Origin of the sequence: Streptomyces sp. NPDC007983, assembly GCF_042958345.1 — a bacterium.
Taxonomy (GTDB): domain Bacteria; phylum Actinomycetota; class Actinomycetes; order Streptomycetales; family Streptomycetaceae; genus Streptomyces.
In genome coordinates, this window is the sequence record NZ_JBIBJI010000005.1 from 88,674 (window position 1) to 108,396 (window position 19,723).

General features: G+C 70.6%; 19 protein-coding genes. 8 read left to right on the forward strand and 11 right to left on the reverse strand.

Going from position 1 to position 19,723, the window contains the following annotated elements; genetic code table 11:
- The first annotated feature begins 67 nt into the window (after positions 1-67).
- Together ACFZCY_RS17380 and ACFZCY_RS17385 are read left to right on the forward strand one after the other, a co-directional pair.
- On the forward strand, positions 68-1,582 hold the full coding sequence (locus tag ACFZCY_RS17380; RefSeq protein ID WP_391173912.1) for a cytosine permease: 1,515 nt from the start codon (positions 68-70) through the stop codon (positions 1,580-1,582).
- 60 nt (positions 1,583-1,642) lie between these two features.
- Positions 1,643-2,386, forward strand: coding sequence for an aspartate/glutamate racemase family protein (locus ACFZCY_RS17385; protein ID WP_391173915.1), 744 nt, complete (start codon positions 1,643-1,645; stop codon positions 2,384-2,386).
- Positions 2,387-2,673: 287 nt separating this feature from the next.
- Here ACFZCY_RS17385 and ACFZCY_RS17390 read toward each other — a convergent pair whose 3' ends face one another.
- The 3 genes from ACFZCY_RS17390 to ACFZCY_RS17400 form a co-directional block, all read right to left on the reverse strand.
- Entirely contained in the window at positions 2,674-2,970 is a 297-nt protein-coding gene (locus tag ACFZCY_RS17390) for an antibiotic biosynthesis monooxygenase (protein WP_391173918.1), read from the reverse strand.
- Between the two features lie 179 nt (positions 2,971-3,149).
- The gene (locus ACFZCY_RS17395) at positions 3,150-3,854 is read right to left on the reverse strand and encodes a GNAT family N-acetyltransferase (protein ID WP_391173920.1); all 705 of its coding nucleotides are present in this window, start codon (positions 3,852-3,854) and stop codon (positions 3,150-3,152) included.
- 146 nt (positions 3,855-4,000) lie between these two features.
- On the reverse strand, positions 4,001-4,984 hold the full coding sequence (locus ACFZCY_RS17400; RefSeq protein ID WP_391173924.1) for a helix-turn-helix domain-containing protein: 984 nt from the start codon (positions 4,982-4,984) through the stop codon (positions 4,001-4,003).
- A 70-nt stretch (positions 4,985-5,054) separates the two neighbouring features.
- Here ACFZCY_RS17400 and ACFZCY_RS17405 point away from each other — a divergent pair, with 70 nt between their 5' ends.
- A complete protein-coding gene (locus ACFZCY_RS17405; protein WP_391173927.1) occupies positions 5,055-6,080 on the forward strand; it encodes a zinc-binding dehydrogenase in 1,026 nt (341 codons plus the stop codon).
- Here ACFZCY_RS17405 and ACFZCY_RS17410 read toward each other — a convergent pair.
- Positions 6,067-6,522 carry a tautomerase family protein gene (locus ACFZCY_RS17410; RefSeq protein ID WP_391173929.1) on the reverse strand — a complete coding sequence of 152 codons (456 nt, stop codon included), beginning with the start codon at positions 6,520-6,522 and terminating at the stop codon, positions 6,067-6,069. The two genes, ACFZCY_RS17405 and ACFZCY_RS17410, sit on opposite strands and share 14 nt — an antisense overlap.
- A gap of 85 nt (positions 6,523-6,607) precedes the next feature.
- On the opposite strand from ACFZCY_RS17410, the gene ACFZCY_RS17415 reads away from it, so the two are divergent.
- The 5 genes from ACFZCY_RS17415 (at position 6,608) to ACFZCY_RS17435 (ending at position 12,628) form a co-directional block, all read left to right on the forward strand.
- Positions 6,608-7,528, forward strand: coding sequence for a LysR substrate-binding domain-containing protein (locus tag ACFZCY_RS17415; protein ID WP_391173933.1), 921 nt, complete (start codon positions 6,608-6,610; stop codon positions 7,526-7,528).
- 172 nt (positions 7,529-7,700) lie between these two features.
- Positions 7,701-8,804, forward strand: a complete 1,104-nt coding sequence (locus tag ACFZCY_RS17420) for an ABC transporter substrate-binding protein (RefSeq protein ID WP_391173935.1) — start codon at positions 7,701-7,703, stop codon at positions 8,802-8,804.
- A gap of 222 nt (positions 8,805-9,026) precedes the next feature.
- Positions 9,027-10,169 (forward strand): serine hydrolase, encoded by a 1,143-nt coding sequence (locus ACFZCY_RS17425; protein WP_391173938.1) that lies wholly within the window; start codon positions 9,027-9,029, stop codon positions 10,167-10,169.
- Positions 10,170-10,400: 231 nt separating this feature from the next.
- Complete coding sequence (gene asnB / locus ACFZCY_RS17430; RefSeq protein WP_391173941.1) at positions 10,401-12,233, forward strand: asparagine synthase (glutamine-hydrolyzing); 1,833 nt, start codon at positions 10,401-10,403, stop codon at positions 12,231-12,233.
- Positions 12,234-12,340: 107 nt separating this feature from the next.
- Positions 12,341-12,628, forward strand: coding sequence for a MarR family transcriptional regulator (locus ACFZCY_RS17435; protein WP_391173943.1), 288 nt, complete (start codon positions 12,341-12,343; stop codon positions 12,626-12,628).
- A gap of 136 nt (positions 12,629-12,764) precedes the next feature.
- Here the strand turns inward: ACFZCY_RS17435 and ACFZCY_RS17440 are convergent, their stop codons facing one another.
- The 7 genes from ACFZCY_RS17440 to ltnD are packed head-to-tail and all read right to left on the reverse strand — an operon-like array spanning position 12,765 to position 19,655.
- Complete coding sequence (locus tag ACFZCY_RS17440; RefSeq protein ID WP_391173946.1) at positions 12,765-13,520, reverse strand: FCD domain-containing protein; 756 nt, start codon at positions 13,518-13,520, stop codon at positions 12,765-12,767.
- Positions 13,521-13,525: 5 nt separating this feature from the next.
- A complete protein-coding gene (gene denD, locus ACFZCY_RS17445) occupies positions 13,526-14,584 on the reverse strand; it encodes a D-erythronate dehydrogenase (RefSeq protein ID WP_391173949.1) in 1,059 nt (352 codons plus the stop codon).
- Entirely contained in the window at positions 14,581-15,384 is an 804-nt protein-coding gene (otnI, locus tag ACFZCY_RS17450; RefSeq protein WP_391173953.1) for a 2-oxo-tetronate isomerase, read from the reverse strand. The genes denD and otnI overlap by 4 nt, the downstream gene beginning before the upstream one ends.
- A 34-nt stretch (positions 15,385-15,418) precedes the next feature.
- Positions 15,419-16,726, reverse strand: coding sequence for an MFS transporter (locus ACFZCY_RS17455; RefSeq protein ID WP_391173956.1), 1,308 nt, complete (start codon positions 16,724-16,726; stop codon positions 15,419-15,421).
- A 49-nt stretch (positions 16,727-16,775) separates the two neighbouring features.
- Entirely contained in the window at positions 16,776-17,450 is a 675-nt protein-coding gene (locus ACFZCY_RS17460; protein ID WP_391173958.1) for an aldolase, read from the reverse strand.
- On the reverse strand, positions 17,450-18,736 hold the full coding sequence (gene otnK / locus ACFZCY_RS17465) for a 3-oxo-tetronate kinase (protein ID WP_391173961.1): 1,287 nt from the start codon (positions 18,734-18,736) through the stop codon (positions 17,450-17,452). The genes ACFZCY_RS17460 and otnK overlap by 1 nt, the downstream gene beginning before the upstream one ends.
- 1 nt (position 18,737) lies before the next feature.
- The gene (gene ltnD, locus ACFZCY_RS17470; RefSeq protein ID WP_391173963.1) at positions 18,738-19,655 is read right to left on the reverse strand and encodes an L-threonate dehydrogenase; all 918 of its coding nucleotides are present in this window, start codon (positions 19,653-19,655) and stop codon (positions 18,738-18,740) included.
- Between the last annotated feature and the right edge of the window lie 68 nt (positions 19,656-19,723).

Sequence of the window (19,723 nt, forward strand, 5' to 3'; positions counted from 1 at the left end):
GCCGGTAATGAGTGCAGAAATTCCTGTGGAGCCACTGCGGGCAACACATTCCGAGCGGATCACGGGTGTGATCGACGGCGATCGGGACGATCGCGGAGCCGCACCGGCCGACCCGTCGGCATCGGCCCGCAGCACGGTTTCTCCGAGTCCCCGCCTGTACAACAAGGACTTGGCGCCCACCCAGGTGGAAGGACGCCGCTGGCGGAGCTACAACGTCTTCACCCTCTGGGCCAACGATGTCCACAGCCTCGGCAACTACACCTTCGCCATCGGCCTGTTCGCCCTGGGACTCGGCGCCTGGCAGATACTGCTCGCGCTGGCGATCGGGGCGGCGCTGCTGTTCGGGATCCTCAATCTCGCCGGCTACATGGGGCACAAGACCGGCGTTCCGTTCCCGGTTATGAGCCGGATCAGTTTCGGCGTCCGTGGCGCCCAGATTCCGGCCCTCATCCGCGGGGCCGTCGCCATCGCGTGGTTCGGCATCCAGACGTATCTGGCATCACATGTGCTGAACGTCCTGCTGATCGCCGTCTACCGTCCGTTCGCCGGGCTGACCGAGCACTCCTTCCTGGGGCTCTCCGCTCTCGGGTGGATCTCCTTCGGGCTCCTGTGGACCGTGCAGATCGTCATCGTCATGTACGGGCTGGAAATGGTCCGGAAGTACGAGGCGTTCGCCGGCCCGGTCATCCTCGTCACCCTGTGCGCCCTCGCCATCTGGATGTTCGTCAGGGCGGGAGGCTCCATCGCCCTCTCGGCGCCCAATAATCTGGAGGGCGGCCACATGTGGCGGGAGATATTCGCGGGAGCATCGCTCTGGGTGTCCATCTACGGGACCTTCGCGCTGAATTTCTGTGATTTCACCCGGTCCTGCACAAGCAAAAGGGCGATCACGGTCGGTAATTTCTGCGGAATTCCGGTCAATATCATGCTGTTCGGCATCATCAGCATCGTCATCTCCGGCGCCCAGTTCCAGATCAACGGCAAAACGATCACCAGCCCCGCGGACGTCGTACAGGACCTGCCCAATACCCTGTTCGTGGCCCTGGCCAGCCTGGCGCTGATCATCCTCACCATCGCGGTGAATCTGATGGCCAACTTCGTGGCCCCCGCCTACGCGCTGGCCAACCTTTTCCCCAAGCACCTGAATTTCAGGCGGGCGGGAGTCGTCAGCGGCGTCATCGGCATCGCGATCCTGCCGTGGAACCTCTACAACAACCCGACCGTCGTCAATTACTTCCTCGGCGGCCTGGGCGCCCTCCTCGGCCCGCTGTTCGGAGTGGTGGTAGCGGACTACTGGCTGATCCGGAAGGGGCGCGTCAACGTGCCCCAGCTCTACACCATGGACGCCTCCGGGCCGTACCACTACACCCGGGGCTTCAACCCCCGCGCGATCGCGGCCTTCGTCCCCGCGGCCGTGCTGGCGGTCCTGCTCGCCCTCGTCCCGGCCTTCGCCCCGGCCGCGCCGTTCGCGTGGTTCATCGGCGCCGGCGTCGCCGCCGTCGCATACTTCCTGGTGTCCAACCGCAAGGAAGTCCACGAGGACGTTTCCGGAGCCGAGATCGCCGTCCCGTGCGCGGACTGAGCCCGAACCACCCATGACGCGAACACCACCCGTCCGATGATCCACCCGGAGGCATTCCGCATGCGCATCCTCGTCGTGAACGTGAACACCACCGAGTCCATGACCGAGGCGATCGCCGCCCAGGCGAGAACGGTGGCTTCGGCCGGCACGGAGATCGTCGGCCTGACGCCGCGCTTCGGGGCCGAGTCCGTGGAGGGGAATTTCGAGAGCTACCTCGCGGCGATCGCCGTGATGGACCGCGTCCAGTCGTATCCGGAGCCCTTCGACGCCGTCATCCAGGCGGGGTACGGCGAACACGGCAGGGAGGGCCTGCAGGAACTCCTGGACGTACCGGTCGTCGACATCACCGAGGCCGCCGCCACCACGGCGATGTTCCTCGGACACCGCTATTCGGTCGTCACCACCCTGGACCGGACGCTCCCGCTGATCGAGGACCGGCTCACACTGGCCGGTCTGCACACCCGGTGCGCCTCGGTCCGGGCCAGCGAAATGGCCGTGCTGGACCTCGAAGAGGACCCGGAAGCCGCCGTCGAAGCGATCGTGGCACAGGCCGAGCGCGCCGTACGCGAGGACAAGGCCGAGGTGATCTGTCTGGGCTGCGGCGGCATGGCGGGCCTGGACGACCGGATCAGGGAGCGCACCGGCGTCCCCGTCGTCGACGGCGTCAGCGCCGCCGTGACCATCGCCGAGTCGCTGGTCAGGCTCGGGCTGTCCACCTCCAAGGTGCGCACCTACGCGCCGCCCCGGCCCAAGAAGGTGACCGGCTGGCCGTACGCCCCGGGGGCACACACGGGGCCGCGCTGATGATCGCGAAGGCCGCCCAACGGCTGCTCTCGGGCGTCTGTACGCCGTTGAGGAAGATCGTCGCGGCGGCCTCGGCGGCTTCCCGCAGGAAGACGGCGATGATCCGGGCGATCGCCCGGTCGGCCGGAAGCTGGTCGAGGCACGCGGCGCCGAACGCCTCCACGAGCTCGCTGATCCCGGGCATTGCCGATGGTGTGCATCTCCCCGACGGAACCGGGTCCGACATCGTCTGGTGCCTCCGCGGGGCCGGAACCGGCCGGGACCGGTTGCGATCCCGGCCGCCGACGTCATGGTGCGAGGACGGAGTACACGTGTTCCACCTGCGGCGGAGCCGCGAAGTGCGGTCCGGCCAGGGCCCTCCAGCGGGTGAAGCCCTCGGAGCCGCGGAAGGTGACGGTGTGGTGCTCGACCGTCTCCCACCGGACCATCAGCCGGTAGCGCGAGGGGTGTTCGACGCTGCGCTGCAGGTCGACTCCGTCGCAGCCGTCGGCCTCGAGGAAGAAGGGCAGCGCCTTGGTGACGGCCTCCTCGAACTCCTCTTCCTGGCCCGGGTGGATCTCGATCTGGGCGATCTCGGTGATCACGGTGGTGTCCCTGTTCTCGGGTCGCGGCGGTGGTCGGTAGCGGGTCTCGGCGGGCTTGGCGTGTCGGCGTCGACCCGCGTGGTGACACCCGTCTCGACGAGGGTACGCGTGGCGTCGACGGAAGCGTAGATCCACAGGACCCGCATGGCCATCCCACGATCACGTGACGCGCAGAGCCGTCACGGCGTGCGGAACCCCCGAAAGGTCACCTGCTTGCGGGTGGTGAAACCGAGGCGCCCATACAGGGCGATCGCGCCGGTATTCGCCTCGGCCACGTGCAGGAAGGGGCATTCGCCGCGGGCCACGATCCGCGCCACGAGCGCGTTGATCAGACGTGCCGCGTGGCCGCGACCGCGTGCCTCGGGAGCGGTGCAGACGGCGCTGATCTCGGTCCAGCCCGGGGGCCGCAACCGCTCCCCCGCCATCGCCACCAACGTGCCGTTGTCGCGGATGCCGAGATAGGCGCCGAGTTCGTGGGTGCGCGGCCAGAACGGCCCCGGCTCGGTCCGCGCGACGAGGTCGAGCATCTCGGCCACGCTGTCCGCGCCCAGGTCGACGACGCCCTCATCGGTACCGGTCTCCGCGTGGAAGTGCCGAGCACCACCGGGCCCGATCATCTGGCGGCCCTGGAGGGAGAAGACCGGTTCCCAGTCCGGCGGCGGAGTGGCGGGGCAGCTGAACATGTCGGCGAACGCGCCCGGCCCGAGCAGCCCGGCCAGATCGGCCCATTCCGCCGGGCCCGGGTCGGCGGACACCGCGGAGAAGGTCGCGACGTCCGGCAGATAGGTGGCGGCCCGGCCGAGGCGACGGGCGAGATGCGCGTGGTGACCGCCGAGTGATCGCCCCACCGGGTCGTCGAGTGCCGGGGAGTCGCGGTTCACCATGGTGCCGTACCTCTCATGTCGGACGCGGGTGCGATCATAGGCACACCCCCCGAAGGAGACGCGACGCGGCGGCGTCGGACGCCCTCGCGACCCACGGGCGGCACTGCGGCGAGCGCGGCCCACCGGGCGAGGGGCCCGGACCCGCCTCATGACGGTGCGCTGTCCCGCCAGGTGCGCCGGTACGCCGACGGGGCGACCCCCGCCTCCGCCGCCAGGTGGCGCCGCAGCGAGGTGGCGGTGGCGAAGCCGACCTCGTGGGCGATCCGTTCCACCGGCAGGTCGCTGGACTCCAGCAGCTGCCGCGCCCGCCGCAACCGCTGCTGAGTGAGCCACCGGCCGGGGCTCAGACCGGTCTCCTCCCGGAAGCGCCGGGCGAAGGTACGGGTGCTCATCGCCGCGTGCGCGGCCAACTCGTCCAGTGACAGCGGCAGTTCCAGCCGCCGCAGCGCCCAGTCACGGGTCGGCCCGGTGCCGGTTCCACCCGTCGGCGGCACCGGCCGCTCGATGTACTGCGCCTGCCCGCCGTCCCGGTACGGCGGTACGACGCAGCAACGGGCGACGTGGTTGGCCACCTCGCTGCCGTGGTCCCGGCGCACCAGGTGCAGACAGACGTCGACACCGCTCGCCGCCCCGGCGGAGGTCAGCACGTCACCGTGGTCGACGAAGAGCACACCGGCGTCGAGCTCGACCCGGGGGAACAGCTCCCGGAAGTGGTCGGTGAGCGCCCAGTGGGTGGTGGCCCGGCGCCCGTCCAGGAGACCGGCGGCGGCCAGCAGGAAGGCGCCGGTGCAGATGGACACCAGACGGGTGCCGGGGCGGACGCGGGACAGCGCGGCGAGGGCCCGCGGGTCCGGTGCGGTGGCCGAGGCCCGGGAGATCGCGTACGGAGGGATGACCACGGTGTCCGCCTCGTCCAGCACCTCGGGACCGTGCCCGGGGGTGACCGTCAGGTCCGAGTCGGTACGCACGGGCCGCCCGTCCACGCTCGCGGAGCGCACCTCGTAGCGGCCACCGGCGGAACCCAGGACCCGGTGCGGGATGCCGAGTTCGAAGGGATAGACGCCGTCGAGGGCAAGGACGACGACCTTGTGGGCGCCGGGAACGCGGCGGGCGGCAGGGACGACGGACATGGCAGGAATGTATCGGAGCCTGACCATCTTGCCATCGCCCCGGGCCGGGCCGTACGGCCAGGATCGAGGCATGACTTCGACGGACACCCCTGACCACCTCGGCTCCCCGGACCCGGCGGCCGCCACGGACTCCCCCGGCCCCGCCGCGCCGGGCGGCGCCCCCGTGATGCTCGCCCTGCACCAGACGGCCCTCGGCGGCCCCGAGGTCCTGCGGCTGACCGAGCTTCCGCGGCCCGCGCCCGGCCCCGGGGAGATCCTCGTCGCCGTGCACGCGGCCGGGCTCAACCCCACGGACTTCAAGCACCGCGCCCTGAGTATCTTCCTGCCGCCCCCGCCGCTGACCCTCGGCTGGGACGTCTCCGGCACCGTGGTGGAGACCGGCTTCGGCGTCACCCTCTTCCGGCCCGGTGACGAGGTGTTCGGCATGCTGCCCTATCCGTACGGGGCAGGCTCCCACGCCGAGTACGTGACCGGCCCCACCCGCGCCTTCGCCACCAAGCCCGCCGGGATCGACCACGTCCAGGCGGCCGCGCTGCCGCTGGCAGCGCTCACCGCCTGGCAGGCCCTCGTCGAGACCGCGGACCTCCGGGCCGGGCAGCGGGTGCTGATCCACGCCGCGGCCGGCGGCGTCGGCCATCTCGCCGTACAGATCGCCAAGGACCGCGGCGCGCACGTCACCGGGACGGCGAGCGCCCCCAAGCACGACTTCCTGCGCGAGATGGGCGCGGACGCCTGCGTCGACCACCGCTCCGAGGACTTCACCGACACCGACGAGCGCTACGACGTGGTCCTCGACGCCCTCGGCGGGGAGACCGCCACCCGCTCCGTGGGTGTGCTCCGCCCTGGCGGCATCGTCGTCTCCCTGCTGCCGGGCGCCCAGGACACCCCGGCCGCGGCGGAGAAGGCCCAGGTCCGCGCCGTCAGCCTGCTCGTCGAGCACGACCGGGCCGGGATGCGCGCCGTCGCCGAACTCGTCGACCGGGGCAGGCTCCGCGCCCACGTCTCCGGCACCTTCCCCCTCGCCGAAGGCGCCCGCGCCCACGCCCTGGGAGAGACGGGCCGCACCACGGGGAAGCTGGTGATCACCGTGCGCTGAGGCGGGACGGTTCGGGCCGTACGCCGTCCTCCGTGAGAACGTCGTTCATGCGCTCGTCGTAGCCGGTGGCGGGATCGACGACGCGCCCGGCCGCCCACCAGTTCTCGCGGGCCGTCTCGCTGATCATCATCAGGATGTCCTCTTCGGGGACCTCGGCGAACAACTGGAGGTTGGTGACGATCGCCTGGAACAGTTCGGCCTTCTGCTCGGCGGTGCGGGGGTTGAAGGACAGCTGGATGAACATGGCGCGCTCGCCGCGCCTCAGGCCGAACACCACCGGCTGCATCTGGAAGTTGTCAGGCGCGACCTCATGGAAGACGTGGAACTGGTCGTCCTGGGGGATCTTCAGCACGTCGACCATGGCCTTGTGGAGGCCGAGGGACACATTCCGGCGGTACTCGGGAGTGGTTCCCCGGCGCAGGTAGATGTTGATCAGAGGCATGTTCTCACGCTAGGAACCCGCAGGGCATTCCGCCAGCGAATGATCGGCATAATGGATATGCCGATTACTCATGGGGGCGTGGCTCATGGAGATGACACTGGCCGGGCTGCGGGTGCTGCGTGAGGTGGCGGAGCGGGGCACCTTCACCGCCGCGGCAGACGCGCTCGGGTACACACAGTCGGCCGTCTCCCGGCAGGTGGCCGCGCTGGAACAGGCGACCGGCACCCGGCTCTTCGACCGCCACCCCGGCGGTGTCCGGCTGACCGGCGCGGGCCGTGGCCTGCTGCGGCACGCCGTCGTCGCCCTGGACGCCCTGGACGCGGCCGACCGGGAGCTGCGCGGAGAGGAGGAAGCCGAGCGGGGCCGCGTCCGGCTCGGCTTCTTCCCCACCGCCGGAGCGGTGATCGTGCCCCAGGCGCTGGCGACGCTGCGCCGGGAGCACCCGCACATCCAGGTGACGACGCGTGAGGGGACCACGCCCTCACTGGTGCGCGCGCTGCGCGCCGGCACCCTGGATCTCGCCGTCCTCTCCTCCCGGCCGCCGCACCGCTCACCCGACACGGACGATCCGCCCCTGAGCGTCGAGCCGCTGCTGGAGGTGCACCTGGCCGTGGCGGTGCCGGCCGGCGGCCTTTTCGCCGAACGGGGCAGTGTCAGCGTCCACGACCTCGCGGGCGAACCGTGGATCGCCAGTCCTGGCACCGTGGACGAGCCGCTGCTCGGCGTCTGGCCCGGTCTGCCCGGGCGGCCCACGGTCCGCCACACCGCCCGCGACTGGCTGACCAAGCTCCACCTGGTCGCGGCCGGCGCGGGTATCACCACCGCCACGCCGACGCTGCTGCCCGCCGTTCCGCCCGGCGTGCGTATCGTGTCCGTCGAAGGCGTCGCGGAGGAGGTACGACGCGTCAGCCTGGTCCGCGTGCCGGGCCTCCTCACGGCACCCACGGACGCGCTGGCACGCGCCCTGCGCCGGCAAGCCGCGGACCTCGCCGACCTCGCCGACTGATCACTGAACAAAACCGGTTGTCTGTGGGCGATGGTGATGGATGCAATGTCCGGCATGATCCCCAGGCGCACCCTCCACCGCGAGATGAGGCGAGCGCACATCGGGCCTCGCCACCCGGCGACCTGGGCTCGCTGCAAGCAAATCGCCATACGGGAGCGGGAGACGTCTACGCATGCATACGCCACCATCGCCACCTGGGTCGGAGCCGGCGGACCGATCGTCCGTCCGGATCGGCGCTCTCGTTCCGCTGACCCGGCCCGGCTGGGTCGGGGCAGGGCAAAGCCTTCTCGCGGGAATGGAGTTGGCCGCTCATGACGTCAATGAGGCGGGTGGGATCGGCGGAAGACCGCTGGAGCTGGTGGCCCGAGACACCGCGGCTGATCCGCAGAGGGCCGCGGCGGCCGTAGAGGAATTCGCCGGCCTGGGCGTGGCCGCCTTGGCCGGGGAGTATCACAGCGTCGTCGCTCGCGCCGCTGCCACCAGGGCCGACGCCCTCGGCCTGCCGTTCCTCTGCTCGTCAGCGGTACTCGACGCGCTCACCGAACACCCGACGGAATGGGTCGCGCGCCTCTCCCCGCCGCAGTCCCGCGGCTGGCGGGTCTACGCGGACTTCCTCCTCGGCGCGGGCCACCGTCGCATCGCCGTGGCAACCCAGCCGAGCGTCTACTGGGCGACCGGGACCCGCATCCTGCGGGACCACCTCGCCCCTCGCGGCGGCACCGTCACCGAACTCGACGCAAGCGCGCTCACCCCCACGGCCGTGTGCGACGCGCTCGTCGACAGCCGCGCGACAGCCCTCCTTCTTCTGGTCGGCCACCCGGATCCGGCGGTGCCGATCGTCGAGTCCGTACGCGGCGGCCATCGCCTCGCCGAGATCCTGATCGGTGCTCCGGCCGGGCAACCGGAGTTCGCCGAATGGGCGACGCCGCTGGGCACCGCGATCCCGTTCTTGCGCTATCTGCCCGAGCGCCTCGGCCCACTCGGCGCACGAGTGGAGACGGACCTCCGCGAGCGGCTGGGCGAAGCGCCGTCCTTCGTCGCCTTCGAGGGCTACGACTCGGTCACCGTCCTCGCCGAGATGCTGCGTTCCCACGGCGCGGACCGGGCCCGCATCGCCGAATCCTGGCCGCGCGTCGCGGTCGAAGGCACCCGCGGGCAGATCCTGTTCTCCCGCACGCCGGGCGTCAGCGTGTGGCAATGGGCTGGGCCGCCGATCCAGGTCGTCGATCGAGACCCGGCGGAACCCGATCGCTTTCGGATCCTTCACGTCGGCTGAGTCTGTGACAGCCGGGGAAGCCTCAGCGTCCCTACGGGGGGTACCCCCCGGCACCGCCCTGAGGGCAGCGCAGCGGCACGTCAGGGGGAAAGCCGGATGGGCCGTTCCCCTCTCCGCTGGTGGGATGGTCGTCGGCCATCTGCTCCGGGGGCGATACAGCCGCGCGCCACAGCGTGAGCGGTCCCTGAACGCGCAGGCAACCTGAACGGGAAAGGGGTCACCATGCAGGTGTCAGGAAGGCGTCGGGGAGGCTCATTCGTCCTGACCAGTCTGGCCGCGGTCGTCCTCGTCGCATCGACCGGGCTGACGGCGGCGGCGAAGCCGCGGCAGGCCGATCCGCTCCAACGGCAGGTGGACGCGATCCACGACACCGGGGCCGTCGGCGTGTTCGCCGAGGTGACGTCACCGCACACACGGGACAGCGCGCGCGCCGGGACGGCCGAGAGGGGCACCGGAAGACCGATGCCGCAGAACGGCAGGTTCCGGATCGGCAGCGCCACCAAGACCTTCACCGCCACGGTCGTGCTACAGCTCGTCGGCGAGGGGCGACTGTCCCTGGAGGACACCGTAGAGCAGTGGCTGCCGGGAGTGGTCCAGGGCAACGGCCTCGACGGCAGCCGGATCACCGTGCGGCAGCTGCTGCAGCACACCAGCGGCATCCCTGACGTCGAGCCGGACATACCCGCGTTGAACAACGCGGACGGCTATCGAGCCGAGCGGTTCCGCACCTACGCCCCCGAGGAGTTGGTGGGGCTGGCGACGCAGACCCGTCCCTACTCCTCCCCGAGCGCTGACTGGTCGTACTCCAACACCAACTACGTGCTCGCCGCGATGATCATCCACGCGGTCACCGGCCAGAGTTGGGGCCAGGAGGTGAAGGACCGAATCATCCGCCCGCTGGGCCTGAGGAGCACCAGGACACCCGGCACCTTCCCCTTCATCCTGGGCCCGCACGCCCAGAGCTACGCCGCGTTCGGCACCGGCACCAGCATCGACGTCACGACGCTCAATGCGAGTATGGCCGTCGGCTCCGGCTCGATCATCAGCACCACGCACGACCTGAACCGGTTCTACACCGCACTGCTCGGCGGCCGTCTGCTGGATACGGCACAGCTCGACGAGATGACGACCACCATGCCCGCGCCCGAGCTGGGCGTGAGGTATGGACTCGGTCTGGGCGAGATCCCACTGCCCTGTGGCGGCAGCTATTTCGGCCACGTGGGCGAACTGCTCGGCTATCACGCCTTGGCCGGCGCCACCCGAGACGGGAGCAGGAGCGCCGTGGTGTATACCACCAGTGACGGCGGCCGGGACACGCAGCAGGCCATGAGAGCACTCGTGGCCCAGGAACTGTGCAGGCCCTAGCCGCTTCGAACACCTGAGGATCGGCCGCGAAACCCAGCGCCCCCATCCGGCGCCCGTTCCGGGGCGCGGGATTTCGGACAGCGCTTGAGGTGAAACGTTCTCTTAACAGGAATTTACTGGTGAGAAACGACACCCGTCGGCGTTGGCGGCAGAAGGTAGCGATCCGCCTCCGGAGAGGTAGATGGTTATCCCAGGCAACCGTTCGGCTCCCGATCGAAAGGGTTGATCACCGTGTGTGGCATCACCGGCTGGGTCTCCTACCGCCGCGACCTGACCTCTCACCGACAGCTCCTCGACACCATGACGGAGACGATGGCGTGCCGCGGCCCGGACGCGGCGGGCACCTGGGTGACCGGCAGGGCGGCGCTCGGCCATCGCAGGCTGGCCGTCATCGATCTGCCGGGCGGGGCCCAGCCCATGACCGTCGACACGGCCGACGGCCCCGTCACCATGGTGTACTCCGGCGAGGCGTACAACTTCACCGAGCTGCGCGACGAACTGCGCCGCAGGGGCCACGGCTTCACCACCGACTCCGACACCGAGGTCGTCCTGCGCGGCTATCTGGAGTGGGGCGAATCCCTCACCGAGAAGCTCAACGGCATGTACGCCTTCGCCATCTGGGACTCCCGCACCGAGAAGCTGGTGATGGTCCGGGACCGGATGGGCATCAAGCCGTTCTACTACTACGAGACCGACGACGGCGTACTCTTCGGCTCCGAGCCCAAGGCCATCCTCGCCAACCCGCTCGCCGCCCCCGTGGTCGGCATCGACGGACTGCGGGAGATCTTCTCGTTCGCCAAGACGCCGGGCGAGGCCATATGGAAGGGCATGAGGGAACTGCGCCCCGGCCATCTGGCCGTCGTCGACAGCAACGGGCTGCGCGAGCGGGCGTACTGGCGTCTTGAGGTGTCCGAACACACCGATGACCAGCAGACGACCGTCGCCCATGTGCGGGAGCTGCTCGAGGACATCATCGCCCGCCAGCTCGTCGCCGACGTGCCCCGCTGCACCCTGCTCTCCGGCGGGCTCGACTCCTCCGCCATGACCTCGCTCGCCGCCCGCCGGCTCGCCGAGGTCGGCGAGACCGTCCGCAGCTTCGCGGTCGACTTCCCCGACCAGGCGGAGAACTTCCGCGCGATCGATGTCGCGCCCAGCGTCGACACGCCGTACGTGCACGCGGTGGCCGACTATGTGAAGTGCGACCACCAGGACATCGTGCTCGACGGCTCCGCCCTGTCCGACCCGGCCGTCAGGCAGGCCGCCATCGCCGCCCGGGACCTGCCCATCGGGCTCGGCGACCGGGACAACTCGCTCTACCTCCTGTTCAAGGCCGTACGCGAGCAGTCGACGGTGGCGCTGTCCGGCGAGTCGGCCGACGAGGTCTTCGGCGGCTATCCCTGGTTCCACGACGAGCGGCGCGAGGCCGACACCTTCCCGTGGCTCGCCGGAGGGCCGATGCTCGGCGACACCAAGAGCCTGCTGCCCGACGACCTCGCCGACCGGCTCGACCTGGACACCTACCTCCGCGACCGCTACGTCACCGCGCTGAAGGAAGTCCCCCTCAAGGAGGGCGAGTCCGGTCTGGAGAAGCGCATGCGAGAGGTCTGCTATCTGCACCTCACCCGCATGGTCAACACGCTCCTCGACCGCAAGGACCGGATGAGCATGGCCGTCGGCCTCGAGGTCAGGGTGCCGTTCTGCGATCACCGGCTCGTGAGTTACGTCTTCAACACCCCCTGGTCGCTCAAGACGTTCGACGGGCGGGAGAAGAGCATCCTGCGCGAGGCCACCCGTGATGTGCTGCCCGAGTCGGTCGCGAACCGCAAGAAGAGCGGTTACCCCGGGAGCTTCGACCCCGCCTATCTCGCCGCCATCAAACGGCAGGCGAGCGACCTCGTCACCTCGGGACACCCGGCTCTCGAGCTGTGCCGCCTCGAGACGCTGAACGAGGCCATCGCCGCACCGGGCGAGCACATCACCCCGCAGCAGCGCGCCGCCATCGAACGCGCCCTGGACCTGGCCACATGGCTGGACCTGCGCAAGCCCACCATCACGCTGGACTGAGCCGCGCCGGCGCCCCGCCGCCCGGACCGGAGCGGGGGCATGCGCCCCTGCTCCGGTCCGGGCGGCCCCGCGGGTGGCATCACTCGGTGGCGGCGGTGAAACGGTCGGTGCCCAGCACGGTGAGCAGGGCGAGCTTCTCGTGGCTCTCCGTCACCAACCGCATCGACCGCTTGGAGGCCAAAGGGCTGGTCGAGCGGGTGCGCGACAGCGCCGACCGGCGCTCGGTGCGGATCCGTCTCACCAGGCACGGCAAGGACCTCTCCGACCGGGTGATGGCGGCCCACCTGAGGGGCTGCGAGGACATTCTGTCGGTCCTCACCCCGGAGGAGCGCGAGCAGTTCACCTCGGGCCTGCGCAAGGTCCTGGAGGCCCAGGGCGATACCGCCCTCAGCTGACCGGCCGAGCGCCGGCTTTCAGCGGCCTGCCCGGCCGAAGAGCGCACCCTGCCGTTTCTTGACGCACGTATCCCCGCAGGACCAGGGCCGGGAGGCCGAACACCACCGGCATGGTCCGCAGGGATGGGCCCGCGCGTCACGGGGCGGCGTCGAGATCCACTTCGAGGTTGCCGGTCTCGCTCCAGAATCCTTCGTCCGCCTCGTGCAGCCGGGACGCGGCGTGCTTCAGGTGGAGGAGCGCCGCGTCGCGTGCGGCCTCGGCGTCGCGGGCCTCGATGGCGGTCAGGATGGCGTGGTGCTCCTGCCGGACGGCTTCGAGGAAGTCACTGCTACGCGCCTCGTTCGCACGCGTGACGCGGATTCCGCCGCGCAGCACCTCGCCGAGATAGCGCACCGTCGAGACCATCACCGCGTTCCCCGTCGATTCGGCGATGGAACGGTGGAAGGCCAGATCCTCGTCCACACCGTCACCGCCGGCCGAGACCGCGGTGTCGATGGCCTCCAGGGCCTGACGCATCCGGGTGAGGTCGGCCGGGGTGGCGCGGGTGGCCGCGAGGTACGCCGCCTCGCCCTCGATGGGGCGGCGCACCTCCACGATCAGCCGCACCTTGGACTCGGTGTCGTGGGCGGTCTCGGCCTCGAGGTCGAGCGGCCGTATGCGCCGTGGCATGACGAACACGCCACGCCCCTGGCGCGGCTCGACCAGGCCCGCGTTGCGGAGCCGGGAGACGGCCTCGCGCACGACGGTGCGGCTGACGCCCAGCTGCTTGACCAGCTCCACCTCGGTCGGCAGCTTGTCGCCCTCGGCCAGCCGCCCGGACTCGATCTCCTCCGAGAGCATGGCGGCGACCCGGTCCGCGAGCCGTAGGGGACCGCTCACCTTGGAAAACATGGTCTTCAGTCTATCGGCATGGGCCGCTCCGCCCGCGCGGCTGCCGCGTCGGCCACGACCGCGTCGGCGTGGTCGGCGACGTACTGGCGCACCACCGACGCGAAATCCGGGTCGGGCTCCAGCCCGAGCGCGGTGGCGCGCGCGTTGTCGAAGTCGGCGGGCCACGAGCCCACGATGGCCTCGACACCGGGATCGGGTGCGAGCGTCACCCGGTCGGCGACGGCGTCGCCGGCCACCCGCCGCAGTGTGTCCAGCATGCCGGCGACCGAGACCGTGAGCGCCGGAAGGTTGACCGGCAGTCCGCCGTCGAGGAGGCCAGGACCGGCGCCGCGCTCGACCTCCGCGATGCGCAGGATTCCCTCGACGGCGCGCCGCGGCGAGGCCAGGGCCACCCGCAGATCGGGGCGGACCGGGCAGGTCGCCGGGAGGCCCGCGAGCGGTTCCCGGATGATGCCGGAGAGGAAGCCGGAGGCGGCCGCGTTCGGCTTGCCCGGCCGTACCGACACGGTCATCAGGCGGGCGACGCGTCCGTCGACGAAACCGCGGCGGGTGTAGTCCGCGATCAGCTGCTCGCAGACGAGCTTCTGGACCCCGTAGCTCGACCGCGGCGTGGGCAGGGTCGCCTCGCTGACCACCGGGGGCAGCGGCAGCGCGGGGTCGGAGCCGTAGACGGCGACGCTGCTGGAGAACAGCATCCGCGGCGTCGGCCCGCCCGCGGCCGACTGGGCCCGGGCGGCTTCGAGCAACGCGCGGGTCGTGTCCACGTTGGCGCTCATGCCGAGGTCGAAGTCGGCCTCGCACTCGGCCGAGACGGCGGAGGCGAGGTGGATCAGCACATCGACGGGCCGCGCGAACAGCTCATCGAGCCGGTCGACGACGTCACCCCGGACGATGTCCACGAGCGGGTCGGCCGCCGACGGACCGGACGACGGGCCGGACGGCACGACGCGGTCGGCGAGCACCAGCCGGCCGATCGGTGCGCCACGGAACGTCCGTGTCGTGAGCAGTGCGTCCGCGACCTGTCGTCCCAGAAAGCCGAAGCCGCCCGTGATGACGATCCTCATGCGTTGTCTCCTCGGTAGTCGTCGAGCCAGCCGAGCCCTTCGCTCGTGCCGGCCGCGGGGATGTACTCACAGCCGATCCACCCGTCGAAGCCGAGGTCGTCGACGACGCCGAAGAGGTGGCGGATGTCGAGTTCGCCCCGGTCGGGCTCGTGGCGGTCGGGCACGCCCGCGATCTGCAGATGGCCGATCCGGCCCGTGGTCACGTCGCGGCGCAGGGTCGTGGTGAGATCTCCTTCGACGATCTGGCAGTGGTAGAGGTCGAGCTGCACCTTGAGGTTCGCCGCCGCCACCTCCCGTACCACGGCGTGTGCTTCGGCCTGCCGATTCAGGAAGTAGCCGGGCATGTCACGGCCGTTGATCGGTTCGATCAGGATGTCGACGCCCGCCGCGGCGGCCCGTTCCGCGGCCCGGGCGAGATTGGCCAGATAGGTGTCGCGGTGGCGGGAGGACTCCGCGGGTGTCGCCTCCGGCCGTACGAGTCCGGCCATCACATGCACCTGAGAGCAGCCCAGTTCCGCGGCGTACTCCAGGGCCCGGTCGATCCCGGAGCGCGTCTCCGCCTCGCGTCCGGGCAGCGCCGCGATGCCGCGCTCCCCGGAATCCCACACACCGGGCGGTGCGTTGAAGAGCACCTGCCGCAGGCCGTGGTCGTCGAGCCGGCGGCGCAGTTCGGTGGCGTCGTACGCGTAGGGGAAGAGGTATTCGACGGCCTCGAAGCCGTCCGCCGACGCGGCGGCGAAGCGGTCGAGGAAATCGTGTTCGGTGTACATCATGGACAGGTTCGCGGCGAACCTCGGCATGCTGGCTCCTGGGTACGGGCCGGGATCGTCCCGGTCAGCGGTTGACGACCTGCCTCTTGGTGGTGAGCACCGCGGCGGCGCCCACGACGAGGCCGAGTGCCAGGACGTACATCGGGATCGACGCCGATCCGGTGGCGTCCTTGAGCGAGCCGATCATGTACGGACTGACGAATCCGGCCAGGTTGCCCACCGAGTTGATCAGTGCGAGCCCGGCAGCGGCCGCGGTGCCGCCCAGGAACGCGGTGGGAAGCGACCAGAACAGCGGAGCGCAGGTCAGCACCCCGGCCGCGGCGACGGACAGCGCGATCAGGGACAGTACGGTCGACCCGCTCCAGACGGCGGCCAGCGAGAACCCGGCCGAGCCCATGAGACTCGGGATGATCAGATGCCAGCGGCGCTCACGCCGCTTGTCCGCCGACCAGCCGAACAGGTTCATCGCGACGAGCGCGGCCAGGTACGGCACGGCACTGAGCATACCGACCGTGAGGTTGTCTTCGATGCCGGTGGACTCGACGAAGGAGGGCATCCAGAAGGTCAGCGCGTACTGGCCCATGACGAAGCAGAAGTAGATGAAGCACATCAGCCACACCTTGGGCTCGCGGAAGGCGTCCCGGACCCGGCCGTGCACGGTCCGGTGCGCGGTGTCGTCGGCGATCGCCCGCTCCACGACGGCCTTCTCCTCATCGGTGAGCCACTTCGCGCCGCGCACGTCGTCGTCGAGGTAGAACAGCGTGACCACACCGACGGCGAGTGCGGGGATCGCCTCCAGCAGGAACATCCACTGCCAGCCCTGCCAGCCGCTCACGCCCTGGAACCGGTCCATGATCCAGCCGGAGAGCGGATTGCCGAAGATGCCCGCCACCGGGATGGCCGACATGAACATCGCGATCACCCGGGCACGGCGGTGCGAGGGGAACCAGTAGGTGCAGTACAGGATCACGCCCGGGTAGAAGCCCGCCTCCGCGGCGCCGAGCAGAAACCTGAGCACATAGAACGACAGCTCGTTGGTGACGAACACGAATGCCGCCGAGACCAGCCCCCAGCTGATCATGATCCGGGCGATCCAGGTGCGGGCCCCGACGCGTTGCAGCATCAGGTTCGACGGCACCTCCAGGAGGAAGTAGCCGATGAAGAACAGCCCGGCCCCGAGGCCGTACGCCGCCTCGCTGAACCCGAGGTCGTCGGACATCTGCAGCTTCGCGAACCCGACGTTGACCCGGTCCAGATAGGAGACGACGTAACAGAGGATGAGGAAGGGGACGATGCGCCGTACGACCTTGCGGAAAACGGCGTTCTCACGGACGAGGCCGGAGGCTTCGGCCGCCACTACGGGCAGGGGCATGGCGGATCCTTCGTGCGGCTCAGGGGATTCTCTGACGGGGAGGGCGAGGTCACCACGCGGCGCCGAACGTGGCCCTCAGCTCTTCGATGGCGTCCGCGGTGAGCGGGCTGGGACGACGGTCGGTCAGGAGCCACAGCCGTGCCGTTTCCTCGAGTTCTTCGAGGACGGCGAGAGCGGTGGCCGCGTCGGGCCCCCAGACCACGGGGCCCAGCCGGTCGAGCAGCACGGCTCTGATCGGTGTGCGGCTCGCCAGGTGGCCGGTGATCCGGGCACTCACCAGGTCGGCCACCCGCGGATCGCCGGGCCGGTGGTACGGGATGAGCGGCACGTGCCCGACCTTCATCACGAAGTAGGGCGTGAGCGGCGGGAGCACATCGTCCTGGCTCCACACACCGGCCAGGGTGAGCGCGACCAGATGGGTGGAGTGGGTGTGGAGGACGAATCGGGCCGTGGGGTCGGCCTCGTAGATGCGTCGATGGAGCGTCAGGGTCTTGCTCGCGCGGTCGCCCGCGAGCTGTTCGCCCCCGGCGTCGACCAGCGCGAGGCGGTGGCGCTCCAGGAAACCCAGGGCGGCGTCGGTGGGCGTGATCAGATGGCCGTCGCCCACCCTGGCGCTGATGTTCCCGGCGCTGGCGTGGACGTAGCCCCGGTCGAACAGGCTCGTCCCCACCCGGACGATCTCGTCGCGCGCCTCGTCCACGGCGGTGCCGCGCAGCTCGGTCATCAGGCCTCCCGGTCCAGCAGGGCGAACGAGTCGGTGAAGAAGCCGGGGCCACCGAAGTTGCCGGACTTCAGCGCGATGTGGAGCGTGTCCCCGCCGGGAAGCGCCGCCGCGCACCAGGGCACTCCGGGATCGATCTGCGGTCCGATCCGCAGTCCGGTGATGCCGAGCGCCCGGACGACCGCGCCCGAGGTTTCCCCGCCGGCGACCACGATCTGGCGGACACCGCGCGCCACCAGACCCTGGGCCACACGGGCCAGGGTCCGCTCCACCAACGCGCCCGCCTCGACGGCGCCGAGCCGGCTCTGGACGGCGCGGACCGCCTCGGGGGTCTCGGTGGAGTGGAACAAGACAGGCCCGTCGGGCCCGTCGGCGAGGTGCGCCGCGCCGAACGCCAGGGCCTCCCCCGCCACGTCCTCACCGGCCGCGATGCGCAGCGGATCCACGCTGAACGCGGGTCGGCCGCTCCGCAGGAACTCCGCGACCTGCTCGTTGGTGGCCGCGGAGACCGATCCGGAGATGATGGCGCGGTGGCCACTCGGCGACGGCAGCTGTGCGGCGGCGGCCGACGGCTTGAACCCCCAGTTCGCGGGCAGCCCGATGGCCAGCCCGGAGCCGGCGGTCACCAGGGGCATCTCCCGGACCGCTACGCCGAGGCGCAGCAGGTCGTCGTTGGAGACGGCGTCGGCGATGGCGATCTCGATGCCCTGCCGGCGCAGCTCGTCGATCCGGGCCCGGATCGCCTCGGCGCCGTGGGCCACGGCCGTGTGGTCGATCAGGCCGACCGTGCGGGTGGACTGCGCGCCGAGGACCGAGACGAGGTTGGGGTCGGCCATCGGCGTGAGCGGGTGGTGGCGCATCCCGCTGTCGCTGAGCAGGACATCGCCGACGAAGAGATGCCCCTTGAACACCGTGCGCCCGTTGTCGGGGAACGCGGGTGTCGCGATGGTGAAGTCGGTGTCCAGCGCGTCCATCAGAGCCTCGGTGACCGGCCCGATGTTGCCCGCCGGTGTCGAGTCGAAGGTGGAGCAGTACTTGAAGTAGATCTGTTCGGCGCCCGCGGACCGCAGCCAGGACAAGGCCCGGAGCGATGCCTCGACGGCGTCGGTGGCCGGAACGGTCCGCGACTTGAGCGCGATGACCACGGCGTCCGCGTCCACCGCCGCCTCGCGGCCGTCCGGCGGTACGTCGATCAGCTGGACCACGCGCATCCCCGCGCGCACCAGGTTGTTGGCCAGGTCCGTGGCGCCGGTGAAGTCGTCGGCGACGCAGCCGAGTCGGATTGCCACCTCAGGCCTCCACCGGAGCGGGCAGGTCGATCCCGGGGAAGATCTTGATGACCGCGCTGTCGTCCTCGGAGCCCAGACCGGACGCCGACGCCTGGAGGAACATCTGGTGGGCGGTGGAGGCGAGCGGGAGGGGAAACCGCTCCGGCCGTGCGGAATCGAGCACCAGACCGAGGTCCTTGACGAAGATGTCGACCGCGGAGCGGGGGGTGTAGTCACCCGCGAGCACATGGGCCATGCGGTTCTCGAACATCCATGAGTTCCCGGCGCTGTGGGTGATGACCTCGTAGAGCGTCTCGGCCGGGACACCGGCCTTCAGCCCCAGCGCCATCGCCTCGGCGGCCGCGGCGATGTGCACCCCCGCGAGCAGCTGGTTGATGACCTTGACCTTGGAGCCGAGACCGGCCCGCTCGCCCAGGCGGTAGACCGTGCCGCTCATGGCCTCCAGCACGGGGTCGGCGACCGCGTAGGCGTCGGCGGAGCCCGACGTCATCATGGTCAGCTCACCGGTCGCCGCCCGCGCGGCACCGCCGGAGAGAGGGGCGTCCAGGTAGAGCACACCCCGCTCGGCCAGGCGTCCCTCCAGTTCGGCGGACCAGCCGGGGTCGACCGTGGAGCACATCATGAAGACGGCCCCCGGGCGAAGCCGGTCGGCGGCCCCGCCGGCACCGAACAGCACCGACTCGACCTGCGCCGCGTTGACCACCACGCAGACCACGACGTCCACGGTGGCCGCCAGATCGCCGGGGGAAGCGAACGCGGTCCCGCCGTCGCGGGCGAAGTCCGCGGCCACCTCCGGCCGCAGATCATGGACCGCCACCTCGTAGCCCGCCCTCCGCAGGCTGCGGGCCATTCCGAGCCCCATGGCCCCGAGGCCCACCACGCCCACGCGCGGTCGTGCGCGCCTGTCCTGGTCGTTCATACCCCTCCTCATGTGTGCTGTGGCGCGCCCGTTCGGCAGCACGAGCGCGCCCCCGATACCGCGACGGT

What these genes read in the sequence shown, in the direction of transcription:
- ACFZCY_RS17460 (WP_391173958.1), bottom strand. Translation starts at nt 17,450, where the DNA reads ATGACCGAGCTGCGCGGCACCGCCGTGGACGAGGCGCGCGACGAGATC.
- ACFZCY_RS17440 (WP_391173946.1), bottom strand. Translation starts at nt 13,520, where the DNA reads ATGTTTTCCAAGGTGAGCGGTCCCCTACGGCTCGCGGACCGGGTCGCC.
- otnI (WP_391173953.1), bottom strand. Translation starts at nt 15,384, where the DNA reads ATGCCGAGGTTCGCCGCGAACCTGTCCATGATGTACACCGAACACGAT.
- ACFZCY_RS17395 (WP_391173920.1), bottom strand. Translation starts at nt 3,854, where the DNA reads ATGGTGAACCGCGACTCCCCGGCACTCGACGACCCGGTGGGGCGATCA.
- ACFZCY_RS17455 (WP_391173956.1), bottom strand. Translation starts at nt 16,726, where the DNA reads ATGCCCCTGCCCGTAGTGGCGGCCGAAGCCTCCGGCCTCGTCCGTGAG.
- ACFZCY_RS17415 (WP_391173933.1), top strand. Translation starts at nt 6,608, where the DNA reads ATGGAGATGACACTGGCCGGGCTGCGGGTGCTGCGTGAGGTGGCGGAG.
- denD (WP_391173949.1), bottom strand. Translation starts at nt 14,584, where the DNA reads ATGAGGATCGTCATCACGGGCGGCTTCGGCTTTCTGGGACGACAGGTC.
- ACFZCY_RS17425 (WP_391173938.1), top strand. Translation starts at nt 9,027, where the DNA reads ATGCAGGTGTCAGGAAGGCGTCGGGGAGGCTCATTCGTCCTGACCAGT.
- ACFZCY_RS17410 (WP_391173929.1), bottom strand. Translation starts at nt 6,522, where the DNA reads ATGCCTCTGATCAACATCTACCTGCGCCGGGGAACCACTCCCGAGTAC.
- ACFZCY_RS17400 (WP_391173924.1), bottom strand. Translation starts at nt 4,984, where the DNA reads ATGTCCGTCGTCCCTGCCGCCCGCCGCGTTCCCGGCGCCCACAAGGTC.
- ACFZCY_RS17405 (WP_391173927.1), top strand. Translation starts at nt 5,055, where the DNA reads ATGACTTCGACGGACACCCCTGACCACCTCGGCTCCCCGGACCCGGCG.
- ltnD (WP_391173963.1), bottom strand. Translation starts at nt 19,655, where the DNA reads ATGAACGACCAGGACAGGCGCGCACGACCGCGCGTGGGCGTGGTGGGC.
- ACFZCY_RS17385 (WP_391173915.1), top strand. Translation starts at nt 1,643, where the DNA reads ATGCGCATCCTCGTCGTGAACGTGAACACCACCGAGTCCATGACCGAG.
- ACFZCY_RS17420 (WP_391173935.1), top strand. Translation starts at nt 7,701, where the DNA reads ATGCATACGCCACCATCGCCACCTGGGTCGGAGCCGGCGGACCGATCG.